This window comes from Acinetobacter legionensis (genome assembly GCF_048551735.1).
Taxonomy (GTDB): domain Bacteria; phylum Pseudomonadota; class Gammaproteobacteria; order Pseudomonadales; family Moraxellaceae; genus Acinetobacter.
Genome location: NZ_JBIMBV010000007.1, coordinates 94923 through 110090, shown reverse-complemented (window position 1 = coordinate 110090; position 15168 = coordinate 94923). Strand labels below are relative to the sequence as shown.

At 35.8% G+C, this 15168-nt stretch carries 16 protein-coding genes and 1 pseudogene; 7 read left to right on the top strand and 10 right to left on the bottom strand.

Annotation, left to right across the window (positions count from 1 at the left end; all coding sequences use genetic code 11):
• Window positions 1–474 precede the first annotated feature (474 nt).
• Window positions 475–1530, top strand: coding sequence for a 3-deoxy-7-phosphoheptulonate synthase (locus tag ACG9ZL_RS08240; RefSeq protein ID WP_419359709.1), 1056 nt, complete (start codon window positions 475–477; stop codon window positions 1528–1530).
• Between the two features lie 252 nt (window positions 1531–1782).
• Here ACG9ZL_RS08240 and ACG9ZL_RS08235 read toward each other — a convergent pair whose 3' ends face one another.
• The gene (locus tag ACG9ZL_RS08235; protein WP_419359708.1) at window positions 1783–2715 is read right to left on the bottom strand and encodes an IS5 family transposase; all 933 of its coding nucleotides are present in this window, start codon (window positions 2713–2715) and stop codon (window positions 1783–1785) included.
• Between ACG9ZL_RS08235 and ACG9ZL_RS08230 the strand changes: the two are divergent.
• The 3 genes and pseudogenes from ACG9ZL_RS08230 to ACG9ZL_RS08220 form a co-directional block, all read left to right on the top strand.
• A pseudogene (locus ACG9ZL_RS08230) lies at window positions 2631–3008 on the top strand (RHS repeat-associated core domain-containing protein); the annotation flags it as partial. The gene ACG9ZL_RS08235 and the pseudogene ACG9ZL_RS08230 sit on opposite strands and share 85 nt — an antisense overlap.
• 615 nt (window positions 3009–3623) lie before the next feature.
• Window positions 3624–4001 carry a hypothetical protein gene (locus ACG9ZL_RS08225; protein WP_419359707.1) on the top strand — a complete coding sequence of 126 codons (378 nt, stop codon included), beginning with the start codon at window positions 3624–3626 and terminating at the stop codon, window positions 3999–4001.
• Window positions 4002–4065: 64 nt separating this feature from the next.
• Window positions 4066–4590, top strand: a complete 525-nt coding sequence (locus ACG9ZL_RS08220) for a hypothetical protein (RefSeq protein ID WP_419359706.1) — start codon at window positions 4066–4068, stop codon at window positions 4588–4590.
• Here the strand turns inward: ACG9ZL_RS08220 and ACG9ZL_RS08215 are convergent.
• Window positions 4580–5176, bottom strand: a complete 597-nt coding sequence (locus ACG9ZL_RS08215; RefSeq protein ID WP_419359705.1) for a DUF4291 domain-containing protein — start codon at window positions 5174–5176, stop codon at window positions 4580–4582. The two genes, ACG9ZL_RS08220 and ACG9ZL_RS08215, sit on opposite strands and share 11 nt — an antisense overlap.
• 99 nt (window positions 5177–5275) lie before the next feature.
• Here ACG9ZL_RS08215 and ACG9ZL_RS08210 point away from each other — a divergent pair, with 99 nt between their 5' ends.
• Complete coding sequence (locus tag ACG9ZL_RS08210) at window positions 5276–5602, top strand: hypothetical protein (RefSeq protein ID WP_336951028.1); 327 nt, start codon at window positions 5276–5278, stop codon at window positions 5600–5602.
• Between the two features lie 96 nt (window positions 5603–5698).
• Here the strand turns inward: ACG9ZL_RS08210 and gcvH are convergent, their stop codons facing one another.
• The 8 genes from gcvH to ACG9ZL_RS08170 form a co-directional block, all read right to left on the bottom strand.
• Window positions 5699–6073 (bottom strand): glycine cleavage system protein GcvH, encoded by a 375-nt coding sequence (gcvH, locus tag ACG9ZL_RS08205; RefSeq protein ID WP_419359704.1) that lies wholly within the window; start codon window positions 6071–6073, stop codon window positions 5699–5701.
• 117 nt (window positions 6074–6190) lie between these two features.
• Window positions 6191–7222 carry an AraC family transcriptional regulator gene (locus tag ACG9ZL_RS08200; RefSeq protein ID WP_004720255.1) on the bottom strand — a complete coding sequence of 344 codons (1032 nt, stop codon included), beginning with the start codon at window positions 7220–7222 and terminating at the stop codon, window positions 6191–6193.
• Window positions 7223–7315: 93 nt separating this feature from the next.
• Window positions 7316–7765 (bottom strand): MaoC family dehydratase, encoded by a 450-nt coding sequence (locus tag ACG9ZL_RS08195; RefSeq protein ID WP_336951031.1) that lies wholly within the window; start codon window positions 7763–7765, stop codon window positions 7316–7318.
• A 256-nt stretch (window positions 7766–8021) separates the two neighbouring features.
• Entirely contained in the window at window positions 8022–8510 is a 489-nt protein-coding gene (locus tag ACG9ZL_RS08190) for a GNAT family N-acetyltransferase (RefSeq protein WP_336951032.1), read from the bottom strand.
• A gap of 180 nt (window positions 8511–8690) precedes the next feature.
• Window positions 8691–9890, bottom strand: coding sequence for an acyl-CoA dehydrogenase family protein (locus tag ACG9ZL_RS08185; protein WP_419359703.1), 1200 nt, complete (start codon window positions 9888–9890; stop codon window positions 8691–8693).
• 24 nt (window positions 9891–9914) lie between these two features.
• Window positions 9915–11201: an acyl-CoA dehydrogenase family protein gene (locus ACG9ZL_RS08180; RefSeq protein ID WP_419359757.1), complete on the bottom strand. Its 1287-nt coding sequence runs from the start codon at window positions 11199–11201 to the stop codon at window positions 9915–9917.
• Window positions 11202–11460: 259 nt separating this feature from the next.
• The gene (locus ACG9ZL_RS08175; protein WP_419359702.1) at window positions 11461–12834 is read right to left on the bottom strand and encodes an ABC1 kinase family protein; all 1374 of its coding nucleotides are present in this window, start codon (window positions 12832–12834) and stop codon (window positions 11461–11463) included.
• A 151-nt stretch (window positions 12835–12985) separates the two neighbouring features.
• Window positions 12986–13291, bottom strand: a complete 306-nt coding sequence (locus ACG9ZL_RS08170) for a hypothetical protein (RefSeq protein ID WP_336951036.1) — start codon at window positions 13289–13291, stop codon at window positions 12986–12988.
• 365 nt (window positions 13292–13656) lie between these two features.
• Between ACG9ZL_RS08170 and ACG9ZL_RS08165 the strand changes: the two genes are divergently transcribed.
• Both ACG9ZL_RS08165 and prmB read left to right on the top strand, forming a co-directional pair.
• On the top strand, window positions 13657–14040 hold the full coding sequence (locus ACG9ZL_RS08165) for a lysozyme inhibitor LprI family protein (RefSeq protein WP_419327241.1): 384 nt from the start codon (window positions 13657–13659) through the stop codon (window positions 14038–14040).
• A 114-nt stretch (window positions 14041–14154) separates the two neighbouring features.
• Window positions 14155–15165 carry a 50S ribosomal protein L3 N(5)-glutamine methyltransferase gene (prmB, locus tag ACG9ZL_RS08160; RefSeq protein WP_336951038.1) on the top strand — a complete coding sequence of 337 codons (1011 nt, stop codon included), beginning with the start codon at window positions 14155–14157 and terminating at the stop codon, window positions 15163–15165.
• The last annotated feature ends 3 nt before the right edge of the window (window positions 15166–15168 follow it).

Here is a 15168-nt window from a genome sequence, read left to right as displayed (position 1 = left end):
ATGATTAGGTTAAATTGTGTCTTAACTCAATCATTTGTATTCCATACATAAAATATAGAAAAACTTTAAAAAAGGGCTTGAAAAGTCTACAGACTACAGGTATTGTAAATTCAATATAGATTTTTATGAACGACATAAAGATGAAAAAGCAACCTGTAATCGCTACTTCTTATTATTTCTGGCAATTCTTTAGATAATTGCCTGAAGTCGTTCGGGCAATGAATTGGTTGCCCATCAAAGTTAATACCTGATCGGCAACACCGATCAGGTTTTTTTATATCTGAATGTTAAAAATATTTTGAATCAATTAAGTGTAAAGATTTTGGAGAATGTCATGATGAAATTTAACTACGTATACTTTAGCAACTTTTATTGGACTTACTTTGGTCAAGTGAAAAACCTGATCGCCCATTTGAATAGATCCCATACGCTCAAATAAAAGTTCGGACTTTATAGAGTCCAAAGGAATACATCATGAATGCACTAAATATTGCTTTACAACAAAATCAAACCATAGAAACTCAACTCAGTTTACCTTATGAGTTAAAAGAAAAATTTGCATTAAAACATAAGCTCGCTTTACAAATCACTGAGCAACGCCAAACAATTGAAAATATTCTCGATGGTACAGATGACCGTTTATTGGTGATTACAGGCCCATGTTCTATTCATGATGAAAAATCCGCATTGGAATACGCAGATCGCTTAATACAATTACAAGAAAAAGTGTCAGATCAAATCTTTCTAGTGATGCGTGCATATATTGAAAAGCCACGTACAACAGTGGGTTGGAAAGGGTTTTTATACGATCCAAATTTAGATGGATCTGCTGATATGCAATTGGGTTTAGAAAAATCACGCCAATTGTATTTACAAATTATTGAAAAAGGTTTGCCGATCGCCAGTGAAATTCTAAGCCCTATGGCAACTGCATATTTTGATGATTTATTGGCTTGGGGGGCTATTGGTGCACGTACCAGCGAATCACAAATTCATCGCGAAATTTCAAGTCATATGCCTTTTAGTATTGGCTTTAAAAATGGGACAGATGGCTCGATTCAAATTGCTTTAGATGCAATCCAATCTGCAAGTCATCCTCATCAGTTTCTAGCCATGGGCCAAAAGGGATTGCCTTGTCTTGTACATAGTCATGGTAATCCTTTAGCACACATCATTTTACGTGGTTCAAATAAAGGCACAAACTATGATGCAGAATCGATCCAACAGATCCGCCAGCAGCATCAAGGGAAATTACCAGCATTGGTGATTGATTGTAGTCATGGTAACAGCAGTAAAGATCCTTTAAAGCAACCGTTGGTTTTACAGCAAATCATTGAAGAAAGACATGTGACCAAGGTACGTGGTGTAATGTTAGAAAGTCATTTGGTAGATGGTAATCAAAAAATCTCTTGTGATATGACTTATGGTCAATCTATTACAGACGGTTGTTTGGGGTGGAATAAGACGGAGCAATTGCTGTTGGATGTTGCAGAGCAGCTTTCGAAACAGGAGTTGTTGCAGACAGCATAAAATGTAGTATCGGCTTGTGTTTATATCATTTTAAAATAGCGCTTTATAAAAAATCCCATCATATTTTTATATGATGGGATAAAGTGTAGTGTTTTATATAGCTAACTTTTACATTAGTTATGTTGGCTTAGAATAAGGTTTAATGTATATATCTACTACTCTTTAGTTGCTATGATTTATATGATATTTCACAATTAAAGGGCTTTGTTGCATAAAGACTTTAAAGATATAGTTTTCCTAAGTTACTCAAATTTAAGTGACAATTTGGGTATGAGGTCGGCCTAATTCTGTAAATTTATTTAAGACGGCTATGCGTGCATGGATTTCATTGACCTGACTGTCAAAATTCCTTGCACTGAGTTTATCGCCCAATAATTTGATGCAATGCATCTTGGTTACGACCAAGCTACGTCGATGATACCCAGACCACTTTTTCCAAAGCGCTCTTCCTAGACGTTTGATTGTTTTTAATAATTCATTCCTCTCCAAAGATCCTGTTTTCTTATCTTTCCATGGCTTTGCATTTTTTCTTGGAGGAATTACGGCATGTGCATGACGATCTGAAATCACTTGTCTGCACAATTTCGTGTCATATGCTCCATCCGTATAGACAGAATCAATTCGTTCATCAGATGGGATTTGATTCAACAGATCACCCAATACTTTTGAATCACTGACATTATTCGTTGTAAGCTGCACAGCCCGTATTTGCAGGGTTTTAGCATCGATACCAATATGAAGTTTACGCCATTGCCGACGATATTCAGGCTGATGTTTCTTACGTTTCCATTCACCTTCACCTAAAAACTTCAAGCCAGTGGAATCGACAAGGAGATGCAGCCCATCATTACTTTTTTGATAGTTAATTTGAATATCAACATGCTTTTGTCTTCTACAAAGAGTAGTGTAATCTGGTGCTGTCCAACTTAAACCACAGAGCTGAATAAGGCTTCGAACAAAGCCTGTGACCATACGTAAAGAAAGGCGAAATAGAGATTTGATCATCAAACAGCATTGAATTGCTTTATCGGAATAGGTTTGATTTCTTCCATGCTTAGCTTGTGACTGAGCATACCATTGAGTCTTAGGATCAAACCAAATTGAAATATTTCCTCGCTTTATTAAAGCTTGGTTATAAGAGGGCCAATTGGTTGTGTGATAGATTTTGGGTGCAGGTTTCTTCATTTGGAAATTATATTGCTGAAGAAGACTTTAAGAATACCTTTGTGCAACAAAGCCCTTTTGGTCAACAACTACAGTACAAGAAACCAAGCAACTTAAAGAACCCGAATGCTTTTGTTGGTGGGGTTCAAGATGCTGATGATTTGGTTTATTTAAAGCAACGTCACTATAACCCAGTATTAGGAAGATTTTATCAGCCTGATCCCGTGACTTTTATTATGAAAGGTCATGGACAGACCAATCGTTATCAATATGGATGGAATGATAGTTATAGTTTTAAAGACCCTGATGGAAAAGAGGCAAGAGATTATCTTGGCCAAACTGAATTCAATACGGATTTTTATGATCACTCAACATTTAGTGTTCCTAGTGCAAAAGCTGGATTTAGTTATTTGAAAAATAACATTGATTATCATATCTATAATAGAAGTGTTTTTGTTAGTGGATTGAGCGAAATGGAAATCTTAAATTTAAGATTTTATTTGATACAACATCCAACACCAAATGATAATGCTCAACCAGCAACAATAGGTGGAACTTTTAATCTTGCGAATCCTAGTGGATTTAACTTTAGAACATTCATGGCAACATCTAAGACTTTAATACATAATGTTCCCGATAATGTATATTCATTTTTAAGAACAGGAAATAGTGGTGTTACGTGGGTTGTAAATATTACAAGACCAGATCACTCATTATATCCAGGAATAGTAATTAGAGGGGTTCAGGATTTAGGAGGGGGTAATGTATTGATTCATAATTATGGTGAGGGTACAGGTAAGCTCCAATCTTTGGGGTGGGGATCTGATAAAGTAATTAATAATATATGGTATGATGCTACAAAATCAGCATTGAAAACGGCAACAGGGCGTGATTATAAAATTAATATTAAATAGTAATATGGAGCAAGTATGATTAATAATTTAATGGATTTCATTGCTATTATTTTTGGAATTTTTTTGACTTTTTTACATAGTCTGATTATTGGTTTGTATATGCCTTATTTGAACTTTTATATTAATATAATATTGTTATTTTTTTATTTGTGTGCATCTAAGAAGGAAAATAAAAAACTTTTTTATTCTATTTCTTTTTTGTTTGTTTTTATTATTTGGATTCCAGTTTATTATCATGATAGTAGTTTTGGTTTTGGTTATTTATATTCAAAAAGCTTCTTTAAGGAAATGAAGGACGGGTGGATTTATCTTTTACCTGCAAGCCTTATAACTATTTTTGGTTTATTTTTGATTGAATTTAATTTTAAAAACTTATTTGATAGAAAGCATTGATATCAATTTTATCAAAATATTATAAGATTCAGAGAAGTTCCAAGATAGTTTTAGGAGTTGTGTTATGAGTTTAAGTGTAGAGCAAAAAACTGCGATCGAAAATTATGCTTTTGGGAGAATTAGTGAATATAGGTTTAAAAAAATACTTGATTTAGATATTGAGGATAATCAAAGATTTGGGGCTGAATTATTCAAATTAGCTAATGACAATAAAGAAGAGTTTGCATTGGCGATAGGAATGGGCTATTTATTTAGAGATGGTAGAAAACTGGAATCAGAATTATTTTCTTTTATTAAAAAAATATACTTTAGTGAATGGCACCATGAGCATGAAAACATTATTGATACATTTTCTAGGCAAGAGAGTTGTGAATATATTGATTTTTTATATGAAGCTATAATATTTGTACCCCAATATTTAGTAGGTTTTGAGGAGAGATCAATTGCAAGAAGGGCTTTCTTTGGATTCGGAAGAAATATTTCTTGTCCCAAAGCTTTGGAATATCTGAATCAATTTCTTAATGATCCAGACCCAACACTAAGAGGATTTGCCGATGAACAATATAAGATCTTAGGAATTAAAGTTTAGCCACATCAATAGTTTGATCTGGAATATAAATACTTTCATTAGGAAGTAATAAGCTTGCTTCCTTAAATTTATGCTCTACTACTAAATTAGAGATTTCTTTTGCTTCTTTTGTTATATCAATGATATCAGTTACCCATTTATTGATGTAATGTTCAACTGCAATTCCACTTAGACCGATCTGAATAGCTCTGTATTTTAAAGGTTCTAATAATAAATTTCGTTCAGGATCCCATTGTATTCTTACAGGAGTTTTGGATTTAACTATATTCCATTCATCTTCTGTAATTGCTATAGGCTTATGGCTTGAACAACTATGACTTAATGCCCAGTCGAAGCCCTCTTTTGATATATCTATTGCTAAAATTTTTTGTTGCTTATTATCTTTATGTCCCCAACCAGCGCGATACATCATCCAAAGAAATGAAGGCTTTATCCATGTCATTCTAGTCATTTTGAAATGAGGATTATCCTTAAATGATTTATTTCTAATTGCTAATGAGGCTAATTCATAAGAAAAAGCTTGATATACTCTAATGGTAGATTCTGTTTGATAAGCCCGAATAACTTTTTCATCATATTTATTCATTTTTTAACTCAGATAAAAATATGATTATATTTTATAGTATAAATTGATAATTGGATCATTCTTGTTATAATCATTTAAAATATAAAAATTGGTCAACACATGAAAAATATACTTATAGCATTCTGCTTTAATCTACTATTTTGCAGTTCTGTATTTGCAAATAGTGGTTTCTATAACTCAAAAATTAGTGCAATCACAATCCATGATTATTGGAATGTACTTGTAATTGAATTAAAGAGCCCAGTTGCAACTGGGGAAGGCTGTGCTGTATCAAATGCAGTAGTCTTACAAAAGAATCATTACATGTTTAAAGAAATGTATGCAGCACTAATTTCAGCTTTCCATGCACAGACGATGATTAGTGGCTGGGCAAATGGTTGTTTTAGAGAGTATCCAGTACTAACTAGATTAGACTTAAGAAAATAACAAATTAAGTTATTAAAATTTGGGAAAACAAAAAGACCAGACTCATCTGATCTTTTTGTGTTTAAACATTATTTTTAAGCATTAGGATTTTAAAAATTAAAGCCCAGTTTCATATTCACTATTGCTGAGTAACTTTTCAACATCTGTAATATTGTCTGGTTTAATTTTATAAATCCAACCCTTGCCATACGGGTCGTCATTTACAAAATCAGGATCATCTTCGAGGGCAGTATTCACTTCTACAACTTCACCAGAAACAGGCGCATGAATATCAGATGCTGTTTTAACGGATTCAACTACACCAGCTTGAGCACCAGCAACCATATGGCTACCCACTTCAGGCGCTTCAACGTAGACTAAGTCGCCTAAAGCATCTTGAGCATGGTCAGAAATACCAGTAATCACAAGATCACCTTCAATTTTTACCCATTCATGTGTAGCTGCATATTTCAAATTTGAAGGATGATTCATAATGACTCCATTAATCAATTTATTTTTGGCACGAGTTATACAGGTTTTTTAATCAAAACAGAAAGCAGAGATACTGATAAACTTATTCATCGAAACAAATAATCGTGATAAATCACATTATAAGTATGGGTCTTTGCGCCAACTACTTGGGCTACGACCACTCCAGCGTTTAAATGCACGACTAAAGTTTGCAACATCACTATAACCGAGTTCATCTGCAATTTGTTCCAGTGTATAGTCAGTACGGGAAAGTAACGATGTGGCATGGCGATAACGTACTTCATCTACCAGTGTAGAGAAAGAAGTACCTTCGGCAGCCAACTGACGCTTTAATGTACGGTCTGACATATGCAGACGATCTGCGACATTTTCAATACTTAAATAATGCTGTTCCGAATGGGTCAAGATATCACGTACACGCATCGCCAAACGACGTCTTTCACCCAAAGCTGAAAGTTCTGCTTCACATTGATTAATCGCAATTTGACTGGCAATCGGGTCAGCATTGACCATTTTTAAGCCCAAGTAGGATTTGTCAAAACTTGCAATGAGATGTGGCTGTTCAAAACGCATATTGTATTGCTTTGCCAGTTTCTCGATGTATTTGTCAAAACCATCAGGTTTGGGAAAATCAAAATCGATATCGCCATGCAAATAATCAATGCCGGTTAAGGCTTTTGCCATGGTCATGATACCAAAGGTTAGCCCCATCACAATTTCTGTGCGCAAAGGTTCGATTTCGATATCACATTGCAATTGAAGTGTGGCTTTTTCACCAAAAGTCGAGAAATACAATTGTAGAAAGGGCATACGCAACTGGATAAAACGGTTGGCTAAAACAAGCGCATCGGTAATATCGTGTGCTGTCATGATGGCATAACCAATAAAGCCATGAATGGAAATACGCATTTGTGTACCGAGATGAAAGCCTAAGGTGCTTTCACCTGTAAGTTTTAATGCATGTTTAATCAATTCATTGGCAAGCGGTGTTGGGATCCGACACTCAGGATCTGCTAACTGTTCACTGGTAAAATTAAAGGGTGCGAAAAGTGTTTCTGCGCTATATCCCCAACGAGAAACAATATCTAGTAATAATAGTCCATAAACACCAGGAATTCCCTGATCTTGGCGAGCTGAGACTGTTTTCATGTGCTTTCCATTGCTCTGAACATTGTTTTTACTTGTTTAATCATATTGTCATGATATGGAAAAACCCTTAAATATTGTAAGACAAATTTAGGATTAATGTGCATCAAAATTGCGTTTAAAGACCACAATTTTAGTGGTTGAAATCAACAATACATCATCATCTTGATTTTTTGCTTGTGTTACATAGGTCACAATTGCGCGATCATTTTTGGTTTTAGACGGCAGGATAGCCACAACTTCGACATCAACATGTATTTTATCGCCCACACGTGTGGGTTTTGGCCATCTTAAACTTGATTCTGAACCAATTAAGCCATAAGCAACAGGGAAGCATTCTGTCCAAAGACGCATGGTAATTGCAGACGTATGCCATCCACTTGCAGCAAGTCCTTTAAAAATCGGGTGATCTTTGGCTTTTTCAGCATCAGTATGGAAAATTTGCGGATCATACTTATGCGCAAACTCTAAAACCTCATCCAAAGTCATTTCGTACTCACGACTTTTAAAACGATCGCCTATATTTAAATCTTCCAAATACAACATTGTTTATACATTCCCTTAATTTCACACAATACTCATAAATAATGATGTTCTACGCATAAAAATTAAATTATCTAAACTCTTTCATTGTAAGTCACCATTAAGCAATTTCAATGACTGTTTTTGCCAGTCATCATTTTTTTAAGTCGTATTGAAATATCAATCAAAATATAGAATGATTCAGATCATAATAACATTGTCTAATGTCCTGAAAGTAATGAAAATACGACCAAAGTGAATTGAGCAAGCTCAAGACGCGTTAAAGCAATGTTTTAAGCATCCAAACTTCACAAACATGGCTATGACCAGTATTACCTTTAGGTTCCGATAAATGCTTAAAGCCTAACTTTTCATAGAGTTTAATGGCTTGCCATAAATCTTGTGTAGTTTCTAAATAACAGGATTGAAAGCCTTGTTGTTGTGCAAATTCGAAACACTTTTCAAGAATTAGTTTGGCAAAGCCTAAACCACGAAGTTCAGGCAAAAAATACATCTTTTGAATCTCTAATATGCTTGCATCTCCTTGTAATGGTGAAAGTCCTCCACCGCCAACAACTCGACCATTTATATCCTCAATGACCCAGTATTGAGCATTAGGTTGAGCGTATACCTGATATAAATCATCTAAAATCGGATCGGCCACTGCGAAGCCTGATTCAGGGGCTAAGCCAAATTCTTTAGATACTTCACGAATGACTTGTGCGATCGATGGATTGTCTTGTATTTGTATCGTTCTAATTTGGTACATAAGTAAATGAAAATAAAAAAGGTAGAATTTTTATAACAAAAATTCTACCTTTTGTGATCAGTTAAAAATTCAACTGATCAAAACTTTACCACTTGAATAGTTGTATAGGGTCTGTTGACAATTTGTCTAGTTATGAAATGCCAACAAACCCTAAGTAAATTTACAAGTTTTGCTACTAGGCTATTTTAATTCACTTGAAGATTTACCCAATTCTCGACGGGCAATAATCAGCTGTTGAATCTGTTGCGTTCCCTCAAAAATATCTAGAATTTTTGAATCACGCGCCCATTTTTCTAATAATTCATCTTCGTTATAACCCATACTAGCAGCCAGCTCTACACATTTTAAAGTGATTTCATTGCAAATACGCCCAGCTTTTGCTTTGGCGATAGAAGCTTCACGAGAGTTTGGTTTTTTATTATCCGCCATCCATGTGGCTTTTATGGTGAGTAAGCGTGCAGCTTCCCATTCTGCCTCCATCCGATAGATTTGCGCAGCCAAATTTGAGGTTTGCAAATATGGGGTTGCATAGTCGAGATCTAGTTCATCTTTAAAGATTTCTTTGATGCGCTCTAGAGAAGCTTTGGCACAGCCTACTGCCATAGCTGCAACTAGTGGGCGGGTATTATCAAAAGTTTCCATCACACCCGCAAAACCTTTGGCTACATCAATTTCTGCATTACCGAGTAAGTTGACTCCAGGTACACGACAGTCAATAAAACTAATTGCTGCTGTATCGGATGCTTTAATACCTAGTTTATGTTCAAGACGTTCTACCTTCATGCCAGGTGTGCCTTTTGGTACTACAAAAGATTTAATCGCAGCACGCCCCAATTTCTTATCCAAAGTTGCCCAAACCACGACTGAGTCAGCACGTTCCCCAGAGGTGACAAATATTTTTTCACCGTTCAGAATGTAATCATCACCATCTTTGGTTGCGGTTGTACGAATCGCAGCAGAGTCAGAACCACAACCAGGTTCAGTGATGGCCATCGCAGCCCATGTTCCTTTAAAACGCTCAAGCTGTTCATCATTGGCGACGGCAGCAATGGCTGAATTTCCCAGTCCTTGACGTGGCATGGTCAGCAATAGGCCTGTATCGCCATAACACATTTCAATCACACCCAATGCAGTCGACATATTTGTGCCATTTTTATTATTACTGTCTGTATCGCCACGTTTATTAATCGCAGCACCAGCGTTGAGTCCATCGCCACCATCGTTCATGCCATCTAGTAACGATGCGAGCATATCGAGTTCTTTTGGATAGGTATGTTCCGCTTTGTCGTATTTACGAGAAATTGGACGTAAAACATTTAAAGCAGTTTCATGTGCTTGATCTAAAAGCATTTGGAATTTTTTTGGATTTTGTAAATTCATGATTTTTATCCTTTATCTTCTAAGTTAAGCGTGTAAGCCAGAATGTAGAACGGCAGTTGCACGTAAGTCACGGTACCAACGCTCAGCTGGATGTTCCTTAGTAAAACCATGTCCACCTAAAATTTGCACACCATCTGTACCAATTTTCATGGATTTTTCTGCACAAAGTAGACGGGCTAAATACGCTTCTCTATGGAAGGGTTGTCCTGCTTCTGCAAGACTGGCTGCATTTAAAATCAGCATACGCATTGCATCAATTTCAATCGCCATATCTGCGATCATAAATGCTACACTTTGACGGTGTGAAATGGGTTCACCAAATGCAGTACGTTCATTGGCATATTTGATGCTGTATTCTTTAACCGCTTCACAGCTACCAACAGCCATTGCACACCACATTAGATTGCCTAAATCTAAAAATGCAGCGTAATTAAAATCGTCGTCACCTAGACGTTGGGCAGGGGTATTGTCAAACTTCAAAGTTACCGTTTCAGTTGCTTTTAAGCCCATTGCCGGTGATTTTTTCACTGTAATACTTGGATCTCGCTTTACAACGAAAACGTCCGCTTGACCCTTAAAGTCTGCACTAACAAGGAATAAATCTGCTGTTGCACCCAACAGCACTAAAGTTTTTTCTCCAGTAATGCTGAATTGTCCATTGTTGGCAGTTGCTTTAGTTTTTAAGCGTAAGGGATTAAATGCAGGGGTTGCTTCTTGTACTGCAAAAGTGGCTTGAATATCGGTATCATTGGTAAAATTTGGCAAATAAACAGATTGAACTTGTTCAGAACCCCATTGCGTAATTGCATTGATGACACTAAAAGTAGAGAGCAGACCTGCAGCAAGTGAAAAATCACCTTTAGCTAAGCGTTCAGCAATTAAAATATTACTCACAATATTTTTTTCAGATGCGACACCACCTAAAGCTTCAGGCAGTGCATAGTAATTTAGACCTAAATCGGTACTGTGTTGCCAAAGCTCAGCTGGAAACTTTTCGTCGTGATCCGCTTGATGAGCCAATTGATAAAGTACTTCGGAAGCAAATTGATCCATGGCATCCACAGTCATTTGCTGTTCTTCAGTCAAGCTCAGATCAAATAGGGACTTTTGTTGGTTGGGTAAACGTTGTTTGGTTACATTTGAATCTGATTTAAAGGCTTTTTGTGTAGCACTTAAGGTTTTAAAACCTGCTTTAGACCCTTGATAAAGAGATCTTTCAATAAATTTGCGCAATTTAAACTGATCAAGTAAATCACTACCTGCAATTTTTGTAATTAGATTTAAACCCAAACCTTGAGCTTTATTTACCATATTGGTCATGCCGAAGTCCCTGTATTTTAGTGTCGGTATACATCAATCCTGACATGCATAAATATAAAAAACCATGTCAAAGCTGACAAACTGATTGACCATAGATGAATGGTAGAGTTAAGGGTTTATAAGTTTTTAATATTTTGATTTTTATAAATTATTTTAAAATAAAAATACCCAACATTTGTTGGGTATTGGTAAAAGTGACATTTTAAAAACTTTTAAAATCTCTTTTTAACTTGTATGAAAACTAAAAAGATTAAACAAAAGGTACAATCATTTTACGAACATTAGTCTTTGCTTCAATCACCGTCATAAATGTATAAGCACCAATAAATTTACGACTGATAAACATAAATTCTTTTGGTGGAATACTGAAGTAACGTGAAGCCATTGATTTTGAAGCACGTTGCATCACACGGCTATGCAACTGGCTTTTTTTCCAGTCATAACGATTATGTTGATCCATCACGCCAGCGGGTAAATCTGGATTATTTAAAGGTGTACTAAAGGCTTCTGTTGCCAATAAAAATACTTTTGCCATATCGGGTTTAATGCTTAGGGGCATGGCATCAAAGAACTCATAGCCTGACATTGCCTTAACCATAGCTTCAGCATCGTGGTTATAACCGGCTTTAATTAAATTACAGGCAACACCAAGGAGTTGATCATCAAACTGACGTATTGCACCAAAATCTAATAAAATAATTTTGTCTTTTATATCTTCACCATTACCCAAGCGAACAAGGTAATTACCAAAGTTAGGATCGGTTTGCATTTCGCCCCACTCAAACAATTCACGGACTGCGATTTCAAGTGATGCTTCACCTAAAAGATTTCGGCGCTCTTGCGGTAAAGATAACATGACAGGGCTGTTGATGGGGACCCCACGTTCAAAGGTCATGCACAGGACTTGATTGGTACAATAGTCATCAATAATTTGTGGCACGCCATAACGTGGATCTTCTTTAAGTCGCTGGCCAAAACGACGGGTTGTTGCCGCTTCAACTTTATAATCAACTTCACGATGCATCATTTCACGAACTTCATCAAACCACTGATCGAACTCACGGGTTTGTGGCACCATACGTGTCAATTTAAGCATATTTCGAAATAGGCTCATATCTGAGTCTATGGCGTCAGCTACACCTGGATATTGGATTTTAAGAACCAACTCTAATCCATCTGACTTACGTGTTGCGCGGTGAACCTGAGCCAGAGAAGCTGTACCAATCGGCTCATGATCAATGGTGAGATCGTTGAGTTTTGAACCCAATTGACTGACCAATTGCTCTTTAATCGCAGGCCATGCAAGGGCAACTGTTTGATTATTGAGGGTGTTTAATGCTTGAGTAATTTCTACAGGTAAAAAATGCTCGCCATAAAGCGCCATCATTTGACCGATTTTAACAATTGAGCCTTTTAGCTTACCAATTTCTTGAACAAGGTAATTGGCTTGTTCCTTCATCGCTTGTTTACGTTTTTTTTCTTTTTCTTCTTCACTTGAAAAGATTGAACTCGCACTTGAAGCTGCCCAGCGTGTACCTGCCAATAATGATGCTTTTGCGATTGATAAGCGACGATCCATTGATGAGGTTTTTAACTGTTTGAGCTTTTCGTTCTGATCTGACATGAAGATAAAATCCTTTATAAGAGATTCGAAAAGATAAAAAGATGACTAATTGTAAGGAATATTACATGGAATGACTGTATTTAAACAGTTCAATTCGCTGAATGGGGGAATTAAATTAATTTCATCAAAATAGCCTAAGCAATATTAAAATTTACATTCTAAATTGGATTTTGAGCTCTTTCCGAAGTATTAAACCTTGCTTATTAGAAGCAATGTAATTAATGATCAGATCCTTAACACTTTGATTGGTAAAACCCAGTGCATAGCCCTTAACAATGATAATGCTGGGCAAGCTAAAGAAAAAATATTTTACATCATCTAGAGAAGCCGGTTCATAAACACCTTGTTCTGTAAGGGTTTGTTGAAAAAATTGCTTTTCAATTTTGACATTTGGAGTGGATTCATCATCCCACCATGACTGACGCATTGCCATGAGGTTATTATGTTTGTAGCTCATAAATTAACTAAATTCATAAATATTTAAAAACTTATTGTATATATAAAGGTGAAATGACCTAATTTCAAGTTAAGCGCTCAATCTCAGCAATTTTGCCACAAATAAGTTGATATTTTATAACCATGAAGATCGATTTTTTTAAAACATATAATAATAGCTTGAAAATAAATCTGAAAAATTAGTGATATGGTGTAACAAAGTTGATTGCTTTAAAGCAATTTTTAACCACAATTTATCTACAATGATTGTATTTAGTTTCAAATCTTTTACACTCTTCTACATAGCTGATTATTTAAAATTAGCGCCTTAGTTCTTTGGATTAAGAGTTTTTGAATTAAAATAATGATTTTGGGATAGGGAATTGGATGTATTTAAAATATTGGGGTATCAGTTTAGTTGTATTATTGCCGATGCAAATACAGGCGATCGGCTATAGTTCAGAGTATTTAAACTGTATGAATTCGGCAGGTTCGAGCTCAGCAACACTTGCCAGTTGTATGAAAACAGAGTTGAGTAAACAAGATGATCGTTTGAAATCATTATTTAAACAGACACTGGACCTGTATACAGATAAGCAACAGAAAGTTCAAAAGAAATATCAGAAACAATGGCTTAAACTTCGAGAACAGCAGTGTGATGAGTCGAATAAATCAGTTTCAGATGATTATAAAATGAAGTATTACAATTGTGCGCTTAAACAAACAGTCAATAGAGCCAATATCTTAGAGAAACAAAGCTATCGTTTATAGTGCTTTATTGCGCTATAAAATAATTGCTAAGTAAATTGTCGTAAAGCATTATAAATGTCATGCAAAACAAGGTATCATAAGGCGTTTAAAAATATGACCTTGGAGAAACCTTAAGTGGATCGACCGACTATTAGCCCTGAACATTTACAGGAAGCTGCTGAAAACCTATCAACAATTCGTGATTTTATTCGTTTTGGGGTTACAGCTTTACGTCAATACGATGCACATTTGGGTCAAGGTACAGAAGATTATTTTGCAGAAAGTTCTGCCTTGGTGTTACAAACGCTTTCTTTAGAATGGAAGGCGGATGCTGAAATTTTAGATTCAAAATTATTGCCAAGTGAAAAAGCTGAGTTTTTAAATTTACTCGAACGTCGTGTAAATGAAAGAATTCCAACCTCTTATTTACTTAACCTCGCTTATTTCTTTGGTAAGCCATTCTATGTTGATGAGCGTGTGTTAATTCCTCGTTCACCGATTGCTGAATTGATCGAAAACCGTTTTGCACCTTATTGTTTAGATGAAAATGGACAAACACGTGCAGGCGTGAATAATTTACCTGAAAACCCAAATCCAAAAACACCACAGCGTATCTTAGATATGTGTACGGGTTCAGGTTGTATTGCGATCGCGCTGGCATATGCATTCCCTGATTCAGAAGTAGATGCAACTGATATTTCTAAAGAAGCATTAGAAGTGGCTTCTATTAATGCGGAGCACCACAATAAGCAATATCAGGTGGCTTTGCTTGAGTCAGATTTGTTTGCCAAAATTCCAGCTGAAAATCAATATGATTTGATCGTTTCAAATCCACCGTATGTGGATGCCGAAGATATGGCAGATCTCCCGGATGAATTCCATCATGAACCTGAACTTGCTTTAGCTGCTGGTCAAGATGGTTTGGATTTAGTTCGAAAAATGTTGGCTCAAGCTGCTGATTATTTAACTGAAGACGGTTTAATCGTGATTGAAGTAGGTAACTCAGAATGGGCAATGAAACAGAATTTTAATACGATTGATTTTTACTGGTTACAGTTCCAAAAAGGCGGTACAGGTATTTTTGCTTTGACTGCTGAACAATGTCGTACATTCCGTGATTTATTTATTCAATCTATTCAAGCTTAAGGA

Excerpts from the sequence above, each read along its gene's own strand:
- ACG9ZL_RS08210 (WP_336951028.1), top strand. The coding sequence starts at position 5,276 with ATGAAAAATATACTTATAGCATTCTGCTTTAATCTACTATTTTGCAGT.
- ACG9ZL_RS08190 (WP_336951032.1), bottom strand. The coding sequence starts at position 8,510 with ATGTACCAAATTAGAACGATACAAATACAAGACAATCCATCGATCGCA.
- ACG9ZL_RS08165 (WP_419327241.1), top strand. The coding sequence starts at position 13,657 with ATGTATTTAAAATATTGGGGTATCAGTTTAGTTGTATTATTGCCGATG.
- ACG9ZL_RS08220 (WP_419359706.1), top strand. The coding sequence starts at position 4,066 with ATGAGTTTAAGTGTAGAGCAAAAAACTGCGATCGAAAATTATGCTTTT.
- ACG9ZL_RS08195 (WP_336951031.1), bottom strand. The coding sequence starts at position 7,765 with ATGTTGTATTTGGAAGATTTAAATATAGGCGATCGTTTTAAAAGTCGT.
- ACG9ZL_RS08170 (WP_336951036.1), bottom strand. The coding sequence starts at position 13,291 with ATGAGCTACAAACATAATAACCTCATGGCAATGCGTCAGTCATGGTGG.
- ACG9ZL_RS08200 (WP_004720255.1), bottom strand. The coding sequence starts at position 7,222 with ATGAAAACAGTCTCAGCTCGCCAAGATCAGGGAATTCCTGGTGTTTAT.
- ACG9ZL_RS08185 (WP_419359703.1), bottom strand. The coding sequence starts at position 9,890 with ATGAATTTACAAAATCCAAAAAAATTCCAAATGCTTTTAGATCAAGCA.
- ACG9ZL_RS08225 (WP_419359707.1), top strand. The coding sequence starts at position 3,624 with ATGATTAATAATTTAATGGATTTCATTGCTATTATTTTTGGAATTTTT.
- ACG9ZL_RS08235 (WP_419359708.1), bottom strand. The coding sequence starts at position 2,715 with ATGAAGAAACCTGCACCCAAAATCTATCACACAACCAATTGGCCCTCT.
- ACG9ZL_RS08215 (WP_419359705.1), bottom strand. The coding sequence starts at position 5,176 with ATGAATAAATATGATGAAAAAGTTATTCGGGCTTATCAAACAGAATCT.
- ACG9ZL_RS08175 (WP_419359702.1), bottom strand. The coding sequence starts at position 12,834 with ATGTCAGATCAGAACGAAAAGCTCAAACAGTTAAAAACCTCATCAATG.
- ACG9ZL_RS08240 (WP_419359709.1), top strand. The coding sequence starts at position 475 with ATGAATGCACTAAATATTGCTTTACAACAAAATCAAACCATAGAAACT.
- ACG9ZL_RS08180 (WP_419359757.1), bottom strand. The coding sequence starts at position 11,201 with ATGGTAAATAAAGCTCAAGGTTTGGGTTTAAATCTAATTACAAAAATT.
- gcvH (WP_419359704.1), bottom strand. The coding sequence starts at position 6,073 with ATGAATCATCCTTCAAATTTGAAATATGCAGCTACACATGAATGGGTA.